General features: G+C 65.8%; 19 protein-coding genes and 1 pseudogene. 13 read left to right on the plus strand and 7 right to left on the minus strand.

Annotation, left to right across the window (positions count from 1 at the left end; translation table 11 throughout):
• A pseudogene (locus KGM94_RS04075) lies at positions 1 to 213 on the plus strand (peptide chain release factor 1); the annotation flags it as partial.
• A gap of 18 nt (positions 214 to 231) precedes the next feature.
• On the opposite strand, the gene KGM94_RS04080 reads toward KGM94_RS04075, so the two are convergent.
• Both KGM94_RS04080 and KGM94_RS04085 read right to left on the minus strand, forming a co-directional pair.
• Positions 232 to 633 carry a helix-turn-helix domain-containing protein gene (locus KGM94_RS04080; protein WP_366526208.1) on the minus strand — a complete coding sequence of 134 codons (402 nt, stop codon included), beginning with the start codon at positions 631 to 633 and terminating at the stop codon, positions 232 to 234.
• A 188-nt stretch (positions 634 to 821) separates the two neighbouring features.
• Positions 822 to 1,232, minus strand: coding sequence for a hypothetical protein (locus KGM94_RS04085; RefSeq protein ID WP_300255231.1), 411 nt, complete (start codon positions 1,230 to 1,232; stop codon positions 822 to 824).
• A 352-nt stretch (positions 1,233 to 1,584) separates the two neighbouring features.
• Here KGM94_RS04085 and KGM94_RS04090 point away from each other — a divergent pair, with 352 nt between their 5' ends.
• The 4 genes from KGM94_RS04090 (at position 1,585) to KGM94_RS04105 (ending at position 6,493) form a co-directional block, all read left to right on the plus strand.
• Positions 1,585 to 2,931: a substrate-binding protein gene (locus KGM94_RS04090; RefSeq protein ID WP_300255232.1), complete on the plus strand. Its 1,347-nt coding sequence runs from the start codon at positions 1,585 to 1,587 to the stop codon at positions 2,929 to 2,931.
• A gap of 108 nt (positions 2,932 to 3,039) precedes the next feature.
• Positions 3,040 to 3,915, plus strand: a complete 876-nt coding sequence (locus KGM94_RS04095; RefSeq protein WP_300255233.1) for a branched-chain amino acid ABC transporter permease — start codon at positions 3,040 to 3,042, stop codon at positions 3,913 to 3,915.
• 26 nt (positions 3,916 to 3,941) lie between these two features.
• Entirely contained in the window at positions 3,942 to 5,798 is a 1,857-nt protein-coding gene (locus KGM94_RS04100) for a branched-chain amino acid ABC transporter ATP-binding protein/permease (protein WP_300255235.1), read from the plus strand.
• A complete protein-coding gene (locus KGM94_RS04105; RefSeq protein ID WP_300255237.1) occupies positions 5,795 to 6,493 on the plus strand; it encodes an ABC transporter ATP-binding protein in 699 nt (232 codons plus the stop codon). Before KGM94_RS04100 ends, KGM94_RS04105 begins: the two co-directional genes overlap by 4 nt.
• Positions 6,494 to 6,501: 8 nt before the next feature.
• On the opposite strand, the gene KGM94_RS04110 is transcribed toward KGM94_RS04105, so the two are convergent.
• Positions 6,502 to 6,927 (minus strand): HIT family protein, encoded by a 426-nt coding sequence (locus tag KGM94_RS04110; RefSeq protein WP_300255238.1) that lies wholly within the window; start codon positions 6,925 to 6,927, stop codon positions 6,502 to 6,504.
• Between the two features lie 101 nt (positions 6,928 to 7,028).
• Between KGM94_RS04110 and prmC the strand changes: the two genes are divergently transcribed.
• Together prmC and KGM94_RS04120 are read left to right on the plus strand one after the other, a co-directional pair.
• On the plus strand, positions 7,029 to 7,907 hold the full coding sequence (gene prmC / locus KGM94_RS04115; RefSeq protein ID WP_300255240.1) for a peptide chain release factor N(5)-glutamine methyltransferase: 879 nt from the start codon (positions 7,029 to 7,031) through the stop codon (positions 7,905 to 7,907).
• 452 nt (positions 7,908 to 8,359) lie between these two features.
• Complete coding sequence (locus tag KGM94_RS04120) at positions 8,360 to 9,100, plus strand: DUF4167 domain-containing protein (RefSeq protein WP_300255242.1); 741 nt, start codon at positions 8,360 to 8,362, stop codon at positions 9,098 to 9,100.
• A gap of 63 nt (positions 9,101 to 9,163) precedes the next feature.
• Here KGM94_RS04120 and KGM94_RS04125 read toward each other — a convergent pair whose 3' ends face one another.
• Positions 9,164 to 9,904: a methyltransferase domain-containing protein gene (locus tag KGM94_RS04125; protein ID WP_300255244.1), complete on the minus strand. Its 741-nt coding sequence runs from the start codon at positions 9,902 to 9,904 to the stop codon at positions 9,164 to 9,166.
• 108 nt (positions 9,905 to 10,012) lie between these two features.
• Here KGM94_RS04125 and gloB point away from each other — a divergent pair, with 108 nt between their 5' ends.
• Together gloB and KGM94_RS04135 are read left to right on the plus strand one after the other, a co-directional pair.
• The gene (gene gloB, locus KGM94_RS04130) at positions 10,013 to 10,780 is read left to right on the plus strand and encodes a hydroxyacylglutathione hydrolase (RefSeq protein WP_300255246.1); all 768 of its coding nucleotides are present in this window, start codon (positions 10,013 to 10,015) and stop codon (positions 10,778 to 10,780) included.
• 8 nt (positions 10,781 to 10,788) lie between these two features.
• Complete coding sequence (locus KGM94_RS04135) at positions 10,789 to 11,211, plus strand: cupin domain-containing protein (protein WP_300255293.1); 423 nt, start codon at positions 10,789 to 10,791, stop codon at positions 11,209 to 11,211.
• A 24-nt stretch (positions 11,212 to 11,235) separates the two neighbouring features.
• Here the strand turns inward: KGM94_RS04135 and KGM94_RS04140 are convergent, their stop codons facing one another.
• The 3 genes from KGM94_RS04140 to KGM94_RS04150 all read right to left on the minus strand — a co-directional run bounded on the left by KGM94_RS04140 (position 11,236) and on the right by KGM94_RS04150 (position 14,322).
• The gene (locus tag KGM94_RS04140) at positions 11,236 to 12,105 is read right to left on the minus strand and encodes an EamA family transporter (RefSeq protein ID WP_300255248.1); all 870 of its coding nucleotides are present in this window, start codon (positions 12,103 to 12,105) and stop codon (positions 11,236 to 11,238) included.
• 143 nt (positions 12,106 to 12,248) lie between these two features.
• The gene (phbB, locus tag KGM94_RS04145; RefSeq protein ID WP_300255249.1) at positions 12,249 to 12,974 is read right to left on the minus strand and encodes an acetoacetyl-CoA reductase; all 726 of its coding nucleotides are present in this window, start codon (positions 12,972 to 12,974) and stop codon (positions 12,249 to 12,251) included.
• 169 nt (positions 12,975 to 13,143) lie between these two features.
• Positions 13,144 to 14,322 (minus strand): acetyl-CoA C-acetyltransferase, encoded by a 1,179-nt coding sequence (locus KGM94_RS04150; protein WP_300255250.1) that lies wholly within the window; start codon positions 14,320 to 14,322, stop codon positions 13,144 to 13,146.
• Positions 14,323 to 14,638: 316 nt separating this feature from the next.
• Between KGM94_RS04150 and phaR the strand changes: the two genes are divergently transcribed.
• The 4 genes from phaR (at position 14,639) to KGM94_RS04170 (ending at position 17,056) form a co-directional block, all read left to right on the plus strand.
• Positions 14,639 to 15,220: a polyhydroxyalkanoate synthesis repressor PhaR gene (phaR, locus tag KGM94_RS04155; RefSeq protein ID WP_300255252.1), complete on the plus strand. Its 582-nt coding sequence runs from the start codon at positions 14,639 to 14,641 to the stop codon at positions 15,218 to 15,220.
• 116 nt (positions 15,221 to 15,336) lie between these two features.
• Positions 15,337 to 16,014 carry a Spy/CpxP family protein refolding chaperone gene (locus KGM94_RS04160; RefSeq protein ID WP_300255254.1) on the plus strand — a complete coding sequence of 226 codons (678 nt, stop codon included), beginning with the start codon at positions 15,337 to 15,339 and terminating at the stop codon, positions 16,012 to 16,014.
• Positions 16,015 to 16,128: 114 nt separating this feature from the next.
• Entirely contained in the window at positions 16,129 to 16,554 is a 426-nt protein-coding gene (locus tag KGM94_RS04165; RefSeq protein WP_300255256.1) for a hypothetical protein, read from the plus strand.
• 106 nt (positions 16,555 to 16,660) lie between these two features.
• Positions 16,661 to 17,056, plus strand: a complete 396-nt coding sequence (locus KGM94_RS04170; protein ID WP_300255257.1) for a FixH family protein — start codon at positions 16,661 to 16,663, stop codon at positions 17,054 to 17,056.
• The last annotated feature ends 42 nt before the right edge of the window (positions 17,057 to 17,098 follow it).

Consider the following 17,098-nt stretch of genomic DNA (forward strand, 5'->3'; position numbering starts at 1 on the left):
GCGGACCGCAAGGAGAAGGTCGGCTCCGGCGACCGCAGCGAGCGCATCCGCACCTACAATTTCCCGCAGGGCCGCGTCACCGATCACCGCATCAATTTGACGCTTTACAAGCTGCCGCAGGTCATATCCGGCGAGGCGCTGGGCGAGCTGATCGACGCGCTGACCACCGAGCACCAGGCCGCGCAGCTCGCGGCGCAAGGCGCGGCGGCGTAGGCAGTTCTTCAGCGTCCCTCAACGTGTCCCCGATTGGATCGATCGCAAGGCCTTGCTCAACGCCGGGCTCGCGGCGCGCAGCTCCTCGAGATGGATCTTCGACAACGAGCGCAGCTTCTGCTCGCCCTTCGCGGTCAGCTTGAGCCGGACGCGCCTGGCGTCCTCCGGATCGACGGTCCGGACGATCAGCTTGAGCTTCGCCATCCTGCCCATCAGTTCGACGGCGGTGTGATGCCGGATCAAGAGAAACCGGGCGATGTCGCCGACGCTTGCGGCACTGGCAAGACCCTTGATGCCGAGCAACGCCTGATGCTGCTGTGGCGTCAGGCCCGCGCGTTGGGCCGCCGCTTCGCTGAACGCGAGGAAGGTCCGGACCTGGTAGCGGAACCGGGCCAGCGCTTCATAGTCCGCCTCGCGCATTGCCGCACGGCGCCTGCGCGTTGGCCTCGATGTCCGCTTCGACTGAATCATCTCGTGGTCTCGACCGCTCGCTTCGCGCCTCCGCAAAAATCGCGAAGAGAGTAGCAAGCGCGCGTTCCGGCGCTCAAACGCTCCCGGGACCGATGCACAGAAAATCGCCCGGTATCCCGGTCCGCGACCGCGCGACGCTACTCGAAGCTCGAGAGCAGGGTCTTCACCAGGATGATCTGGAACGCGATGGGAATGCGCACGCTCTTGCGCCGGATCGATTTCTCCAGTGCCGCGATCATCTCGGCGCTGGAGAGCGCCCCGGTCGACGCATTTGCGATCAGCCGCGCCCACATCTCCGACAGCGATCTGCCGGCCCGTAGCGACGGCGCGATCGTCACGCCGCAGCCTTGCGCCCATATGACGATCTCGCGCGCGGTCTGAGGACCGCAATTGCGCGCAGCCGCAAGGCGGTCCGCGGTCAATGCGAGAAGCAGCTCTCGGGAGGGAATCCAGCTTCCCTTCGGCGCCTGCTCGCCGGTGAGCTCGACCGCGAGCTCCTTGAGCACGTTCTGGGCGCGCACGCTCAGGGTCTTCGTCGGTCCGCGCATCGGTTTCGATCGGCCCGAGGACGCCGTCCGCCGGACGGAGCGGCCGGGAAACGGCTCTTCCCGCGTGCCGAATTGCCCTTTCCTGACGCTCGCCACTCTCGTTCGTCGGTCCATATCGACTATCCATCCGGTGCATTACGTAAGCAGAAAGGCTAATATCTATCGTATTACGATATGTTTTTGCGAGATAATTTTCGTCCTTCGACCAAAGGCGAAATTGACAGGCCGCCATCACAAGCAATGTTTGAGGCCAGAACCACACGCGGATGTGACGCGATCCGACTGCCGAGTCGGACGAGAGCCCGAGACCTCGCATCTTCGCGCGGACAAAAAAACGTTTGGAGGATAGCTCATGAAGGACAACCTGATCGGCCGCGGCCTCAGCCTCGGTATCTCACGCCGCCGCTTGTTGCAGGGCAGCGCCGGACTCGTCGGCGGAACCCTCGTGCAGGGTCTGCCGGCCTTCGCAGCCGACAAGCCGGCGCTCGGCACCTATCCGGCGGGCGTGTCGGGTTCGACGGCCTTCATCGGCATCTCGGTGCCGCGCACCGGAACCTATGCGGTGCAGGGCGAGGACGAGCTCAAGGGTTACGAGCTCGCCGTCGAACACATCAACTCGGGCCACGAGCTGATCAAGAAGATCTCGCCGAAAACCACCAAGGGCGTGCTCGGCAAGGAGCTGAAATACGGCGTGGCGGATTCCGCGGCCAAGCCGAACGAGGCGGTGCAGGCACAGCAGCGCTTCATCAGTGAGAACAAGGCGATCATGATCACCGGCGGCACATCGAGCGCGGTGGCGGTCGCGCTCAACAAGCTCGCCCAGCGCGAGCACGTGATCTTCGTCTGCGGCATTTCCGGCTCCAACGACACCACCGGAAAGGACTGCGTCCGCTACGGCTTCCGCCAGGACTTCTTCGGGCAGACCGCGGCGGCGGCGATCGGCCCCGTCATGGTCAAGACGTTCGGCAAGGGCAAGAAGGCCGCCTATCTGACGCCGGACTACACCTACGGCCACACCGTCACCAAGTCGATGCAGGACTATCTCGCGACCGCGGGCTGGACCACGGCGACCGACCAGGTCGCGCCGCTGGGCGCGCCCGACTACTCGTCCTATCTCCTCAACGTCGCCAACTCCGGCGCCGACGTCCTCATCAACGTCAACTGGGGACATGACGCCGTGCTGTCGACCCAGCAGGCCAAGCAGTTCGGCGTGCTCGACAAGATGAAGCTGGTCGTCCCCTACCAGGTCCCGTTCATCGCCCCCGAAACCAAGGGCCTGATGCAGGGCGTCTACGCCGCCACCGACTATTGGTGGACGCTGGAGGACAAGTTCCCGCTCGCCAAGATCTTCAACGAGACCTTCGAGAAGAAATACGGCTACAAGCCGGAATGGGGCGCGGAGAACGCCTATGTCAGCTTCGCGCACTGGGCCCGCATGGTCGAAGAGGCCGGCAGCTTCTATCCGCCCGACGTCATCAAGGCCTACGAGAAGGGCGAGACCATTCCCTCCCTCGTCGGCGACGTCCACTACCGCGCCGAGGACCATCAGTGCGTCCGTCCCGTCATCATCGTCAGGGGCAAGATGGAAAAGGACATGAAGAGCAAGGACGACTATTGGGAGGTCGTCGAGATCGTCCCCGGCGAAGGCCTGATGCAGAAGCCGGACGCCTTCGGCTGCCACCTCGGCGAATACAGTTGAGGCAAGCTTCATCAGCGACGCCGCAGGCGGTTGCGACGCCCTGCGGCGTCGGCCTTTTTTGCACGCGGATTCACCCCGTTTGCGAGCCGGAAAACGTGACCGCGCTTCATGATTAGTTGGCCCAATCTCGTCTCCCAGCTGTTCAACGGGCTGGCGCTCGGCGCCCTGCTCGCGCTGATCAGCTCCGGCCTGACCATCATCTACGGCACGCTCGGCGTGCTCAACCTCGCGCACGGCGCGATGTTCATGATCGGCGGCTATGCCGGCTACGTCGCGTACCAGTACACCGAATCGTTCATCGCCGCGGTCGTGGCGGGCTCCCTGTTCGTGATGCTGCTCGGCGTGGCGATGGAGCGCCTCATCATCCGCCATTTCTATCATCGCCCGCACGAGGATCAGCTTCTCGTCACCTTCGGGCTCGGCATCTGCTTCGTCGAGATCGTCCGCCTGATCTTCTCGAGCCAGTCCCAGGTCGTGCCGCCCCCGCCGATGCTGCAGGGGATCACCAATCTCGGCTTCATGTTCTATCCGACCTATCGCCTCGCGGTGGTCGGGATCGTGGCGGTCGCGCTCGGCGCGCTGTTCCTCATCCTGTATCGCACGCGGCTCGGAATGATCGTGCGCGCCGGCATCGAGGACTCGGTGATGGTCGATTCGCTCGGCATCAACGTCTACCGCGTCTTCATGGTCGTGTTCGGCATCGGCGCGATGGCCGCCGGCTTCGCCGGCATCGTCAACGCGCCGGTGGTGTCGCTGACGCCGGGCGTCGGCGACGACATCCTCGTCGAGACCTTCGTGGTGGTGGTGATCGGCGGCGTCGGGTCGTTTCCCGGCGCGATTCTCGGCGGCCTGATCGCCGGCGAGATCATCAGCGTCACCTCGATGTTCAACCCCGGCTACGCCTACGTGATGCTGTTTGCGGCGATGACGCTCGTGCTCGTGGTGCGACCGCATGGCCTGCTCGGCGTGCAAGGCCGCGAATAGATGCCGCGAATGAAAATGTTGGTCAGATGCTCAAGCAACGCCCCTTCCTGATCGAGACGCTGACCGCCATCGGGCTGATCGTCGCTCCCTTCATCCTGCCCCATCTCGGCTTCGCGCCGAACACCGTGAACCGGATCCTGGTCTGGGGCCTGTTCGGCCTCGGCTTCGACATCCTGTTCGGCTTCACCGGCCTCCTGTCGTTCGGCCAGTCCGCCTTCTACGGCACCGGGGGATTCGTCGCCGCCTATCTCCTGACCCGCGCAGGCTTCGGCAGCGTGCTGGGTGCGCTGGTCATCGGCATGATCGCCGCCGCCGCGACCGGCTATCTGATCGGCCTGATCGCGCTGCGCCGCACCGGCATCTACTTCGCGATGATCACGGTGGCGATCGCGGAAGTGTTCTACTTCGTCGAGTTCAATCCGCTGTCGGACTTCACCGGCGGCGAGAACGGCCTGCCCGGCGTACCGACGCCGAGCTTCAACCTCGGCTTCACCACGCTGCACTTCACCAACGGCTGGTCGCTCTACCAGTTCATCGCGCTGTGCTACTTCATCGGCGTCGTGATCGCGCTCAGGATCGTGCGCTCGCCGGTCGGCGCCATCTTCAGCGCGATCCGCGACAACCCGCTGCGCGCCACCGCCGTCGGGCACAACATCCACGGCTACAAGCTCACCGCCTTCGTGATCGCCGCCGCCTATGCCGGCTTCGCCGGCGGCCTGCTCGGCGTGCTGCAGGCGTTCATGCCGCCCGACGCCTTCACCTTCGACACTTCGGGCCAGCTCGTGATGCAGACCGCGATCGGCGGCCGTGCCACGCTGTTCGGGCCGCTGGTCGGCGCCGCGGTCTGGCTGTTCCTGCAGGACTTCCTCCAGGCCGCGATGGGGCTCGGCGCAGCCTGGAAGCTGGTGCTGGGCGTGGTCTTCGTGCTGCTGGTCTGCTTCCTCCGCGGCGGCATCGTCGGCGGGCTCGTCGACCTCTATCGCTGGCTCGCCGGCAAGCGCGCCGCAGCCGAACAGGCGCCGTCCGATCAACCCGTCACCGCGAATGGGCCGGTGTCGCTTGCGGCGCATTCCCCCCCCGCATCCGTGCCGACCCGGGCGGCGCGCACGAGCGCCTCCGGTCCGATCCTGCAAGCCACCGGCCTCACCAAGCGCTATGGCGGGCTGGTCGCCAACAGCGACATCGACTTCACCGTCAATCACGGCGAGCTGCGTGGCATCATCGGCCCGAACGGCGCCGGCAAGTCGACCTTCTTCAAGATGCTGACCTGCGAGATCGCACCGACCTCGGGCCGGATCACGTTCGACGGGCGCGACATCACCGGGCTGGGCGTCACCCATGTCTGCCAGCTCGGCCTCACCAAGAGCTATCAGGTCAACCAGCTGTTCGCGGGGCTGACGGTGCGCCAGAACCTCGTGATCGCGGCGCTCGCACAGTTGCGCGGCAAGTTCCGGCTCGACCTGTTCCGGAGCATCAACAGCGTCAAGGGACTGCCGGAGCAGGTCGACCGCACGCTCGAAATGGTCAACCTGACCGCGCGCGCCGATACGCCGGTGTCCGAGCTCGCCTATGGCGAGAAGCGCCGGCTGGAGATCGGGCTTGCGCTCGCCACCTCGCCGAGCCTGCTGCTACTCGACGAGCCGCTCGCCGGCATGAGCCCGCGCGAACGGGTCGAGACCGTCAAGCTGCTGAGGTCGATCGCGCGCGACCGCACCATGATCATCATCGACCACGACATGGATTCCCTGTTCGAGCTGGTCGAGCGGGTGACGGTGTTGCAGGAGGGGCGCGTGCTGCTGCACGGCACGCCCGACGAGATCAGGACCAGCCCCGCGGTGCAGGAGGCCTATCTCGGCGGCGTTCACGGAGAGATCGCGGCATGAGCCTGATCGAGGTCCATGGGCTGAACAGCTACTACGGGGATTCCCACATCCTGTTCGACGTCGCGATGCGCGTCGAGCGGCACGAGGTCGTGGCCCTGCTCGGCCGCAACGGCGCCGGCAAGAGCACGACGCTGAAGAGCCTGATGGGCGTGGTGACGCCGCGCCGCGGCAGGGTGATGTTCGACGGCGCTGACATCGCCGGCCGCCGCAGCCACAAGATCGCACAGGCCGGCATGCAGCTCGTCCACGAGGAGCGCCGGATCTTCGGCAGCCTCAACGTCGAGGAGAACATCCTGATCGCGGGAATCACCGCGCCAAAACGCTGGCCGCTCGGCCGCATCTACGAGATGTTCCCGCGGCTGAAGCAGCGGCGGACCAATCGCGGCAATGAGCTGTCCGGCGGCGAGCAGCAGATGCTGGCGATCGCCCGCGCGCTGGTGCGCGATCCCAAGGTCATCCTGCTCGACGAGCCCTTCGAGGGGCTGGCACCGGTGATCGTCCACGATCTGGTGAAGGCCTGCCGGGACCTCGCCGCCGCCGGCCAGACCATCGTGCTGGTCGAGCAGAATCTCGCAGCGACGCTGGCGCTGGCGCAACGCATCTACATCATCAACAACGGCCACATCGTCCACGAAGGGCCGGCTCAGGAGCTGAAGGCGCAGCCCGAACTCCTGCAGCGTTATCTCGGCGTGTAGCGCCGCAATCAGCCGCGCAGGGCCGCGATCATCCGCCCGGCATGGTCCGCGAGCACGGCTGGATCTTCCTTCCGGGTCTGCGCCGGCAAGAGGTCAACGCCCTGCTTCACCGGCATGACGTGCATGTGCAGGTGGAGCACCACCTGGCCGGAGGCCGGCTCGCTGAACTGCTGGATGATGATGCCGTCCGCGCCGAACGCCCGCATCGCCGCGATCGCGATCCGCTTCGAGGTTCGCGCGACTTCGGCAAAGTCGTCCTCGGCGATATCGAGGATGCCGCGCGCCGGCGCCTTGGGGATGACCAGCGTATGGCCGGGCGAACGCGGCATGATGTCGAGGAAAGCGAACGCGCGCTCGTTCTCGTAGATCTTGAAGCACGGAATCTCGCCGCGCAGGACTTTTGCGAAGACGTTCTGGTCGTCGTATGCCGTCATGGCTTTCACCTCGTCAGCCCGTCCGCGATAAGATGCGAGCTGCGCCGTTGACGCAAGCCTTTCGCGCCGTCATATCGACGCCAGGCAGAACAGGCGGTTCATTGACGGACAGCGGAACGACCATCGAGCGCGCGCGGCGCGAGCTTGCGACACGGCTGCAATCGGCCGGCATCGAGACGGCCGCGCTCGACGCGCGCCTTCTGGTCGGAGCAACCCTCGGTCTCGACCTGACCGGCATGATCGCGCAGGCCGCCCGAGCGCTGGCTCCGGCGGAGGCCGCGCAGCTCGAGCGATTCGCGCGGCGGCGGCTGGCGGGCGAGCCGGTCGCGCGCATCCTCGGCGTCAAGGAATTTTGGGGCCTGCCCCTCAAGCTCTCGGACGCCACGCTGGTGCCGCGGCCCGACACCGAGACCGTCGTCGAACTGGCGCTCGAGATTGCGCGCGAGCGGTCCCCTTCGGGCGGCGGCCTGCGGATCCTCGACATCGGCACCGGGTCCGGCGCCATTTTGCTCGCGCTGCTGCACGAGCTTCCCGGCGCTTACGGCGTCGGCACCGACCTCAGCCTGACGACGCTGCGCGCCGCGAAGGGCAATGCCATCGACCTGGGTCTCGCCGACCGCGCCGCGTTCGTCGCCTGCCGCTATGCGGCGGCGCTCGCAGGCCCCTTCGACCTCATCGTTTCCAACCCGCCCTATATCCGGACCGCCGATATCGCGAGTCTGAGCCGCGAGGTCCGCGACCACGATCCGCATCTTGCGCTCGATGGCGGTCGCGACGGGTTCGAGGCCTACCGCGCCCTGATTCCACAGGCGGCGGGTCTTCTCGTGCCCGGCGGAGCGCTGATCGTCGAGGCCGGCCTCGGCCAGGCAGACGAGATTGAAACCTTGATGACGGCCGCGGCGTTATCGGTGGACAGGCCGCCCAGGGCCGACCTGGCTGGCGTTCCGAGGGCGGTTGCGGCCCGAAAAATGCCCCCATAAAAGCCCGATTGGGCTGCAAAAACCTCTTGGAATATGCCGTGGGAACGACTACGTTCCGCTCACAACACCGGTGCCGGCCCCGTAGACCTACGGGCGAAAGCCGGGCTCTCAGGGCGAGAGCTGCACTGGTCAAAGGTTCCAAGCCGCAGGTCCTGTTAAGCGCGATGGCCCGTGGAGCTGCGCTGCTTTCCGACCGCAACGTGAACGAAAGCCTGTTATTGCGCTTGAATACTTACGCAAGAAACCAGGGCTTGTTTCGACAAGCGAGATGAACGGGTTCGCCGGCGATGGATGCCGGCGGTGGGGAACGCGTGTTTATTGAACGCGACGGTCTACGACATCGGCAGGAACTTGATCCGCGTGGGCGAGCGTCGCACCACGGCCATCCGGATCTCTCTCAACATCAAGTCACGCGTTTAACTTTTCGATAGGGCTGGAATCAAAGGCAGGACATGAGAAACGGTCAAAACAAGCAGCGGATGCGCAACCGGAACAATAACAACAACAACCGGCGCGGCCAGAACCCGATGACCCGGGTCTACGAGTCCAACGGACCCGACATCAAGATCCGCGGCACCGCCTCGCATATCGCCGAGAAATACCTGCAGCTCGCGCGCGACGCGCGCTCCTCCGGCGACCCGGTCGCCGCCGAAAACTACTACCAGCACGCCGAACATTATTTCCGCCTGATCGCTGCCGCCCAGGAGCAATTCCGCCAGCAGCAGCAGCCGCGCGGCGAAGAGGCGGCCAGCGACGACGGCGAGGAGGAAGGGGAGAGCTTCTCCAACTTCGGCCAGGAGCCCGGCTTCGTCCCGCAGCAGCCGCAGCCCTTCATGCGCGACCGCGACGGCCAGCGCGATCATCAGCGTGACCACCACCGCGACAATCAACCCTATCAGCGCGACCAGCAGCAGCCGCGCGAGCATCGCGAGCGCGACCACCGTGCGCAGCCGCAATATCAGCCGCAACCGCAGCACCAGCCGCAGCCGGCGATTGCCGATACCGGCAGCGTCGATCGCCTGCCCTCCTTCATCACCGGCGCCCAGCCGCAGGTCGGTGGCGGTCAGGGTCAGGGCGGCTTCGAAGGCGGCGGCGAGCGCTATCCGCGACGCCGGCGCCGCCCGCACGGCCCGCGCCCCGAGCGCGATACCGCTCCGGCCGGACAGAGCGACGACATGGCGCCCGGCGAGTAAGCCGCCGCCTTTACCGATTGAATTCGCGATGCATCGTCCCGGCCTTGCCGGGACGATTTTTTTCTAGCCCCGTGTCACCGTCGAGGACGGCACCAGCACCGGCTTCAGCGACGGTATCAGCCGCGCCCGCTCGCGCTTGGCGGGGATGACGCGATAGACCTGCTTGGTCGCTTCCACGATATGCACGCCGGCAAAGGGCAGCGACAGCGCGGCGCCGGCGCGCTCCCACATCAGTGCCGATTTCAGGAACCAGCCGCCGGCATAGGGCGGCATGAACAACGCCTCGCCCCAGGCGGACGGCGTGAACCAGGTCTGGCGCAACAGGTCGGTGATCTGCGAGCGCGAATAGGGCCGGCCGTGACCGAACGGCGTCTTGTCGGTGCGGGTCCAGACGCCGCGCCGGTTCGGGATCACCGCGATGACGCGCCCGGACGGCGCCAGCACCCGCCACACCTCGCGCAACAGCGCGGCCGGGTCGTCGCACATCTCCAGCGCATGAACGAGGAGGATACGGTCGATCGCGGCATCCGGCAGCGGCAGGGAGAACTCGTCGACCAGCGAGGCCAGCGCCGGCCGCCCGGTCGGCCATTTCAGCACCCCTTGCGCCGCCGGCATGAAGGCGATGCAGCGCTCGGCATCCTCGCGGAACAGACCGAGATAGGGGGTGGGGTAGCCGATGCCGAGCACCCGCTGGCCGTCGGCATTCGGCCAGCGCTCCCCGATGCCGCGGTTGATCAACTGCCGCGCCACGATCCCGAGGCGGCGCGAGTAGAATTCGCGGAGATCAACGACGTCGATGCTCATGAGGCCAATGTACCATGCTCCCCGCGGCCGCGGCGCGCGGAATATTGCATTGCCTGCGCAACGTTAACGCCATATTTGTCGGGCGGGGCGAAGCGCGATGGAGATGTCATGGCCGCCGAAATTCGCATTTTCACCTGCTTGAACGACAATTTCGGCTATCTGATCCACGACACGGACACCAAGGCGACCGCCTCGATCGACGCGCCGGAAGCCGGCCCGATCGCCGCGGCGCTGGAGCGGGAAGGCTGGCGGCTGACCGACATCCTGATCACCCATCATCACGGCGACCACGTCGGCGGCGTCGCCGAGTTGAAGGCCAGGCATGGCTGCCGCGTCGTCGCCCCGCACGACAAGGCGGCAAAGATCGCCAACGTCGATCTGCGCGTCGCCAATGGCGACGTCGTCAAGATCGGCAACCTCCTGGGCCGCGTGCTGGAGACGCCGGGTCACACGCTCGACCATGTCTCCTACGTGTTCGATGCGGAGAAGACGGTATTTGCCGCCGACACGCTGTTCTCGATCGGCTGCGGCCGCGTGTTCGAGGGCAACTATCCCATGATGTGGGATTCGCTCCTGAAGCTGCGCGCGCTGCCGGACGATTTCCGCCTCTATTGCGGCCACGAATACACCGCCTCCAACGTCAAGTTCGCGCTCTCCGTCGACCCCGACAATCCGGTGCTGCAGGCGCGCGCCGCGGAAGTGACGAAGCTGCGCGCCGAGAACAAGCCGACCATTCCCTCGCTGCTCGGCGAGGAGAAGCGGGCCAACGTGTTCCTGCGCGCCGACGATCCCGACGTCGCCGCCCAGCTGCACATGAAGGGCGCCGAGCCGTCGGCGGTGTTCGGCGAATTGCGCGAACGCAAGAACAAGTCCTGACGATGCCGATGGCGACCGCGGCCGAGATCATCGCCCGCCTCGAGCTCAGGCGGCATCCCGAGGGCGGGCATTATCGCGAGACCTTTCGTGACCAGAACGTCGACGCCCAGGGGCGTGCGCGCTCGACCTCGATCTATTTCCTGCTCGCGTGCGGCGAGCGCTCGCACTGGCATCGCATCGATGCGGCCGAGATCTGGCACTACTACGCTGGAAGCCCGCTGACGCTGCGCATCGCGCATCAAGGCTGCACGGAGCATGTGGTGCGTCTCGGCACCGACCTTGCCGCCGGCGAGCGTCCGCAGGCGATCGTGCCGGCACAGGCCTGGCAGAGCGCCGAAAGCACCGGCGAGTGGACGCTGCTCGGCTGCACGGTGGCGCCGGCGTTCGAGTTCGCGAAATTCGAGCTCGCGCCGCAGGGCTGGAAGCCGTAAGCGACCTGTCATTCCCAGAATGACTTATCGACGCCGCAGCACCATGTCCTTCGCCGCGATCAGGCCGCCGCCGGCGATCAGGATCGCGGCGATGGCGATGTTGGCGCTGGCCTTGGCGAATCCGGCCGCGATCAGGAATCCGGTCGAGAGCAGCGGCGTCGCGTAAGAGGCTGCGCCCAGCACGCGGATGTCGCCCCGCTTCATGCCGATGTCCCAGGCGTAGAAGGCCGCGCCGACCGGACCGATCCCGAGCGCGACCACGGCAAGCCATTGCAGCGCGGTCTGCGGCCACACCGTCGTCTCGACGAGGACGTGCGTCAGCGCGGCGAGCGCCGCGGTGGCGAGGCAGAATCCGGCGACCGCATCGGTCGGCACCGCCTTCAGCCGCCGTGACAGCACCGAATAGGTCGCCCAGACGAAAGCGGCGACGAAGGCCGCGACGAGACCGGGCACCTGGCCCGGCGCGAAGTCGCTCGTATTGCCGGCGAACAGCAGCACCGTGCCGACGAGCCCGAGCAGCGCGCCGATGACGTGATGGACTGCGAGCCGCTCACCCGGAAGGAACGAGGAGAACAGCACGATCAGGAGCGGCCAGAGATAGTTGAGCAGACCCGCTTCGGCAGGAGGGGCGAAACGCAGCGCGAGAAAGTAGAGCGCGTGATAGCCGAACAGGCCGCCGATACCGACGATCCAGACCACGCGCGGCTGGCGCAGGCTCCGCATCGCCTCGATTCGCCCGATCCAGGTGAGCAGGCCGACCAGGCCGCCGATCGCAAACGTCATCGCCGCGAGCTGGAACGCAGGGATGGTGCCGGTCGCCACCGTCATCACCGCGAGCAGCGACCACATCAGGATTGCGGTCAATCCGATCAGCGTCGCGGTGCGGGGAGTCATTGCTTCGATACTTTCGTCATGGCCGGGCTTGTCCCGGCCATCCACGTCCTTGCGGGGATTACATTCGTTGTAGGGACGTGAATGCCCGGCACAAGGCCGGGCATGACGACTTTATCTGTATGACCGGATTTGATGCGCTCGCATCACACCATGTATTGACCGCCGTTGACCGACAGGGTCGAGCCGGTGATGGCGCCGGCTTCGTCGGCAGCGAGGAACACCACCGCGCGCGCGATCTCCTCGGGTTCGCCGAGACGACCGATCGGGATCAGCGGCAGGATCGCCTTTTCCAGGACGTCCTTCGGCACCGCCTGCACCATCTCGGTGTTGATGTAGCCCGGGCAGATCGCATTCACGGTGACGCCGGCCTTGGCGTTCTCCAGCGCCAGGGCCTTGGTGAAGCCGATCTCGCCGGCCTTCGCCGCGGAATAATTCACCTGGCCGAACTGGCCCTTCTGGCCGTTGATCGAGGAGATGTTGATGATGCGGCCGAATTTGCGCCCGCGCATGCCCTCGATCACCTGGCGCGACATGTTGAACAGCGAGCCGAGATTGGTGCCGATCACGGCGTTCCATTGCTCCAGCGTCATCTTGTGGAAGGCACCGTCCTTGGTGATGCCGGCATTGTTGACGAGCACGTCGATCGGGCCGACCTCGGCCTCGACCTTCTTCACGCCGCTGGCGCAAGCGTCGAACGAGCTGACGTCCCATTTGTAGACGGCGATGCCGGTCTCCGCCTTGAACTTCTCCGCCGCCGCGTCGTTGCCGGCGTAGCTCGCCGCAACCTTGTAGCCGGCAGCCTTCAGCGCCTTGCTGATCGCGGCACCAATGCCGCGCGTACCGCCCGTGACCAATGCAACTCGTGCCATAATGTATTCCTTCCCTTCGACGTTCCCTAGGACACTTTCAGCGAGCGTTTTTAGCCATCGATTATGAGGCAGGTTTGACGGACATCAAGAACAAAACGCCCGGCTCATCGCCGGGCGTTTGTCTTTCGTCGAAGCTTACGCGGTTGCGAAATCGCGCGCTACGCGCTCTTTAGTCGCGTGCCAAGCACATCGCGATACCCATGCCACCGCCGATGCAGAGCGTGGCGAGGCCCTTCTTGGCGTCGCGCTTCTGCATCTCGTGCAGCAGCGTCACCAGCACGCGCGCGCCGGAGGCGCCGATCGGATGGCCGATCGCGATCGCGCCGCCATTGACGTTGACCTTGGAGGTATCCCAGCCGAGATCCTTGTTGACGGCGCAGGCCTGCGCCGCGAACGCCTCGTTGGCCTCGATCAGGTCGAGATCGGCGATGTTCCAGCCGGCCTTCTTCAACGCGGCGCGCGAGGCGGGAATCGGGCCGGTGCCCATGATCTTGGGATCGACGCCGGCATGGGCCCAGGACACGATGCGCGCGAGCGGCTTCTTGCCTTCCTTGGCGGCCTGCTTCGCCGTCATCAGCACCACGGCGGCGGCGCCGTCATTGATGCCGGAGGCATTGCCGGCGGTTACCGTGCCGTCCTTCTCGAAGGCAGCCCTCAGCTTGCCCATCGCGTCGAGCGTGGCACCGTGGCGCGGATATTCGTCGGTGTCGACCACGATGTCGCCCTTGCGGCTCTTGATGGTGACCGGGACGATCTCATCCTTGAACCTGCCGGCCTTCTGCGCGGCTTCCGCCTTGTTCTGCGAGGACACCGCAAACTCGTCCTGCTGGGCGCGGGTGATCTGATACTGCTTGGCCACGTTCTCAGCGGTGTTGCCCATGTGGTAGCCGTTGAAGGCGTCCCACAACCCGTCCTTGATCATGGTGTCGACCAGTTCGAGCGCGCCCATCTTGACGCCGCCGCGCAGATACTGGGCGTGCTGGGCCATGCTCATGGACTCCTGGCCGCCGGCAACCACGATGTCGGAATCGCCGTTGAGCAGCGCCTGGTAGCCGAGCGCGACCGAGCGCAGGCCCGAGCCGCAAAGCTGGTTGACGCCCCAGGCCGGGCTTTCCACTGGAATGCCGGCTGCGATCGAGGCCTGGCGGGCCGGGTTCTGGCCCTGACCGGCGGTCAGGATCTGGCCCATGATGACTTCAGCGACCCGGCCCGGCTCCAGACCGGCACGCTGCAGCGCGGCCTTGATGGCAATGGCGCCGAGGTCGTGGGCGGGAAGGGTCGCGAAGGCTCCGTTAAAGCTTCCGACCGGGGTGCGGGCGGCGCTGACGATGACGACATCGTCTGACATGGGCATCTCCTGGGGCTTGAGGTTGTTCTGAAAAGGGCGGGCGGACGTCGGGAAATCGGTCCACCCCTGTTAAGCGGCATCCTGTTAACGTCGTTGAGGCATGTCAATCGGCCAAGGGGCGGATTCATGCCGCACCGCATTCAAAATAACGTTCTTGGCTGCTTCGCAAGCAAGTTTTTGCCCTGCAATTAACCGTGGCGCACAAAACGGTAGCGTGAGGTCTTTGAAAATGCTTATTTTGTTGCGTTGCGTACTCTTCCCGCCCTGCGGCAAGTCCGTCGGGTTCCCGTTCTCAGCGTTGCCTCAGTGAGAGCCCATGGCGAAATCAGACCAACCCACCACCATCAAGAAATACGCGAACCGCCGGCTCTACAACACCGGCACGAGCACCTATGTGACGCTCGAAGACCTCGCCACGATGGTGAAGGAAGGCGAGGATTTCCTGGTCTACGACGCCAAGACTGGCGACGACATCACCCGATCCGTACTCGCCCAGATCATCTTCGAGCAGGAGAACAAGGCGGGACAGAACCTGCTGCCGACCACCTTCCTGCGACAATTGATCCGCTTCTACGGCGACAGCATGCAGATGGTGGTGCCGAAATATCTGGAGCAGTCGATCGCCACGCTGACCCAGGAGCAGGAGAAGTTCCGCAAGCAGCTCGCGGGCGCGCTGAGCGGCACCCCCTTCGCGCCGCTGGAGGAGCAGGTCCGCCGCAACATGGAGCTATTCCAGCAGACCTTCTCGATGTTCAAGCCGTTCGCCCCGCGCACGTCGTCCGAGCCCGAAGCAGGGCCGGAGCCGGAGCCCGCGAAGAACGACAACATCGACGAACTGCGCCAGCAGATGAAGGACATGCAGGAACGCCTCGACCGCATGTCGAAGAAGGACGAGTAGACGAGAACCGGGCGCGCTCAGGCGCTTCGCGCCTCCGGGTTGACCTGCGTCAAGCATCATCCGGCCGAAATCGGCACTGATCTGCGACGGCATCCAACTTCGTCGAGGAGAAGGCCATGCGTGTTCCGACCTTTGCCGCAGCCAGCCTGCTCGCGGCCACAATCGCGATCTCCGGCCCGGCCGCCCGGGCACAATCCGCCACAGAGCACCAGGACCATCACGCCGAGCAGAACGCGCCGGCAGCGACGCCGAACGCCGCGCCGGCTCAGGCCGGCACGGCTCGGCCACAAGGCATGATGGGTGGCGGAATGATGATGGGCGGTGGAATGAGGGGAATGATGGGCAAGATGCCCATGATGCAGTCGATGGGCATGATGGGCGACCAGGGCTGCATGAGCGGCATGGAAACGATCGACCGTGTCGAAGGCCGGATCGCGTTCCTTCGCACCGAGCTGAAGATAACCGACGCGCAAGTCTCGGCCTGGAACGGCTTTGCCGATGCGCTGCGCGCCAACGCCAAGGCGCTCGGCGAACTCCGCACCTCGATGATGACGCAACAGGGTGCCGCGCAGAGCCTGACCGACCGTCTGTCGGCGCAGGAGAAATGGCTGGCCGCCCGGCTCGACGGCACCCGCGCGATCCGCACGGCGCTGACCGCCCTCGCCGGCACCTTTTCGGACGAGCAGAAGAAGGCGGCGGACGAACTGCTCGCGCCGCATCTCGGCATGATGGCGGGGATGCAGGGCGGCATGATGGGCCAGATGGGAATGGGACGGACGCAATCCGGCCGCTGAGCCCGACCCTTGCGCGGCGGTAACCCGCGTCACATCTTGAGGCGGGTCAAAGACGTCGGGTCCGCGCCCGGCCATGTTGTATTGCCTCGAGGAGAGGATAGACTGACAGGCACCATGCGGTTCGTCCGTACCATTCTCGCACTCGCGATCGCGGCCTCGCTGGCATTGCTGCCGGTAAGCGCGGCGGCGACCGGCTTGGCCGGGGCGGCCGGCCATGGCGCCATGGGCGTGCAGGCCGATCCGTCGCGCGATATGGCGATGGACCACGCGACGATGATGCATCACATGGCAATGGATCACATGGCGATGGATCAGATGGCGATGGACGATTGCTGTCCGGGCGCCAAGGCCAACCCCTGCCATCCCGACGGCGGCAAGTGCCCGCTCGGCTTCTGCGTCGCCCCCTTCGTCGCCGCCGGCGACATCTCCGCCCTGGCTTTCGACTTCCCCTCGCTTGGCCGCGACACGGTGCCGATCCCCGCGGACCAGGTCGTCTCCCTCATCGGCGGCAGTCCTCCCTTCCGACCTCCTCGCGTCTGATCTCTCCCGACATCGATCGCGCCGGGCGTTCCGCCCGCGCGCCATGACGCCTGTCGTGCGCCGCCGAGAACCGGCGGCCGAGAACCAGACATTCGAGGACCACATCATGATTGCGAACTTCGTGCGCGCTGCGGCTCTGGCCGCGTCGATCAGCCTTGCCGCATCGGCTGCGATGGCCGCCGCAGGCGACTATGCGTTCGAGCCGGTCACCGCGGAGATGAAGAAGGGCGACGACGTCACCGTCGCGATCCGCCTGACCAACAAGACCACGGGCCAACCGGTCTCCGACGCGGTGATCTTCAAGACCCGCGTCGACATGGCGCCAGACGGCATGGCCGAGATGGTGTCGGCGGTCGAGCCGCTGCCGTCGAAGGAGCCGGGCGTCTACCCCTTCAAGACCGATCTGCCGATGGCCGGACGCTACCAGATCACGCTGTCCGCCAAGATCCAGGGCGAAGCGGAGACCGTCACCGGCAAGGTCATCGTCAAGGCGAGCAAGTGAGCCGAACGGGGCTGTCGCACACCGCGGCGCCCCGTTCTCGCA

It is taken from the genome of Bradyrhizobium sp., from assembly GCF_028868675.1.
Classification (GTDB): domain Bacteria; phylum Pseudomonadota; class Alphaproteobacteria; order Rhizobiales; family Xanthobacteraceae; genus Bradyrhizobium.

Excerpts from the sequence above, each read along its gene's own strand:
- KGM94_RS04100 (WP_300255235.1), top strand. The coding sequence starts at position 3,942 with ATGCTCAAGCAACGCCCCTTCCTGATCGAGACGCTGACCGCCATCGGG.
- KGM94_RS04150 (WP_300255250.1), bottom strand. The coding sequence starts at position 14,322 with ATGTCAGACGATGTCGTCATCGTCAGCGCCGCCCGCACCCCGGTCGGA.
- KGM94_RS04165 (WP_300255256.1), top strand. The coding sequence starts at position 16,129 with ATGCGGTTCGTCCGTACCATTCTCGCACTCGCGATCGCGGCCTCGCTG.
- KGM94_RS04135 (WP_300255293.1), top strand. The coding sequence starts at position 10,789 with ATGGCGACCGCGGCCGAGATCATCGCCCGCCTCGAGCTCAGGCGGCAT.
- KGM94_RS04110 (WP_300255238.1), bottom strand. The coding sequence starts at position 6,927 with ATGACGGCATACGACGACCAGAACGTCTTCGCAAAAGTCCTGCGCGGC.
- KGM94_RS04105 (WP_300255237.1), top strand. The coding sequence starts at position 5,795 with ATGAGCCTGATCGAGGTCCATGGGCTGAACAGCTACTACGGGGATTCC.
- KGM94_RS04095 (WP_300255233.1), top strand. The coding sequence starts at position 3,040 with ATGATTAGTTGGCCCAATCTCGTCTCCCAGCTGTTCAACGGGCTGGCG.
- KGM94_RS04085 (WP_300255231.1), bottom strand. The coding sequence starts at position 1,232 with ATGCGCGGACCGACGAAGACCCTGAGCGTGCGCGCCCAGAACGTGCTC.
- KGM94_RS04090 (WP_300255232.1), top strand. The coding sequence starts at position 1,585 with ATGAAGGACAACCTGATCGGCCGCGGCCTCAGCCTCGGTATCTCACGC.
- KGM94_RS04125 (WP_300255244.1), bottom strand. The coding sequence starts at position 9,904 with ATGAGCATCGACGTCGTTGATCTCCGCGAATTCTACTCGCGCCGCCTC.
- KGM94_RS04080 (WP_366526208.1), bottom strand. The coding sequence starts at position 633 with ATGCGCGAGGCGGACTATGAAGCGCTGGCCCGGTTCCGCTACCAGGTC.
- phbB (WP_300255249.1), bottom strand. The coding sequence starts at position 12,974 with ATGGCACGAGTTGCATTGGTCACGGGCGGTACGCGCGGCATTGGTGCC.
- phaR (WP_300255252.1), top strand. The coding sequence starts at position 14,639 with ATGGCGAAATCAGACCAACCCACCACCATCAAGAAATACGCGAACCGC.
- KGM94_RS04140 (WP_300255248.1), bottom strand. The coding sequence starts at position 12,105 with ATGACTCCCCGCACCGCGACGCTGATCGGATTGACCGCAATCCTGATG.
- KGM94_RS04160 (WP_300255254.1), top strand. The coding sequence starts at position 15,337 with ATGCGTGTTCCGACCTTTGCCGCAGCCAGCCTGCTCGCGGCCACAATC.
- KGM94_RS04120 (WP_300255242.1), top strand. The coding sequence starts at position 8,360 with ATGAGAAACGGTCAAAACAAGCAGCGGATGCGCAACCGGAACAATAAC.
- KGM94_RS04170 (WP_300255257.1), top strand. The coding sequence starts at position 16,661 with ATGATTGCGAACTTCGTGCGCGCTGCGGCTCTGGCCGCGTCGATCAGC.
- gloB (WP_300255246.1), top strand. The coding sequence starts at position 10,013 with ATGGCCGCCGAAATTCGCATTTTCACCTGCTTGAACGACAATTTCGGC.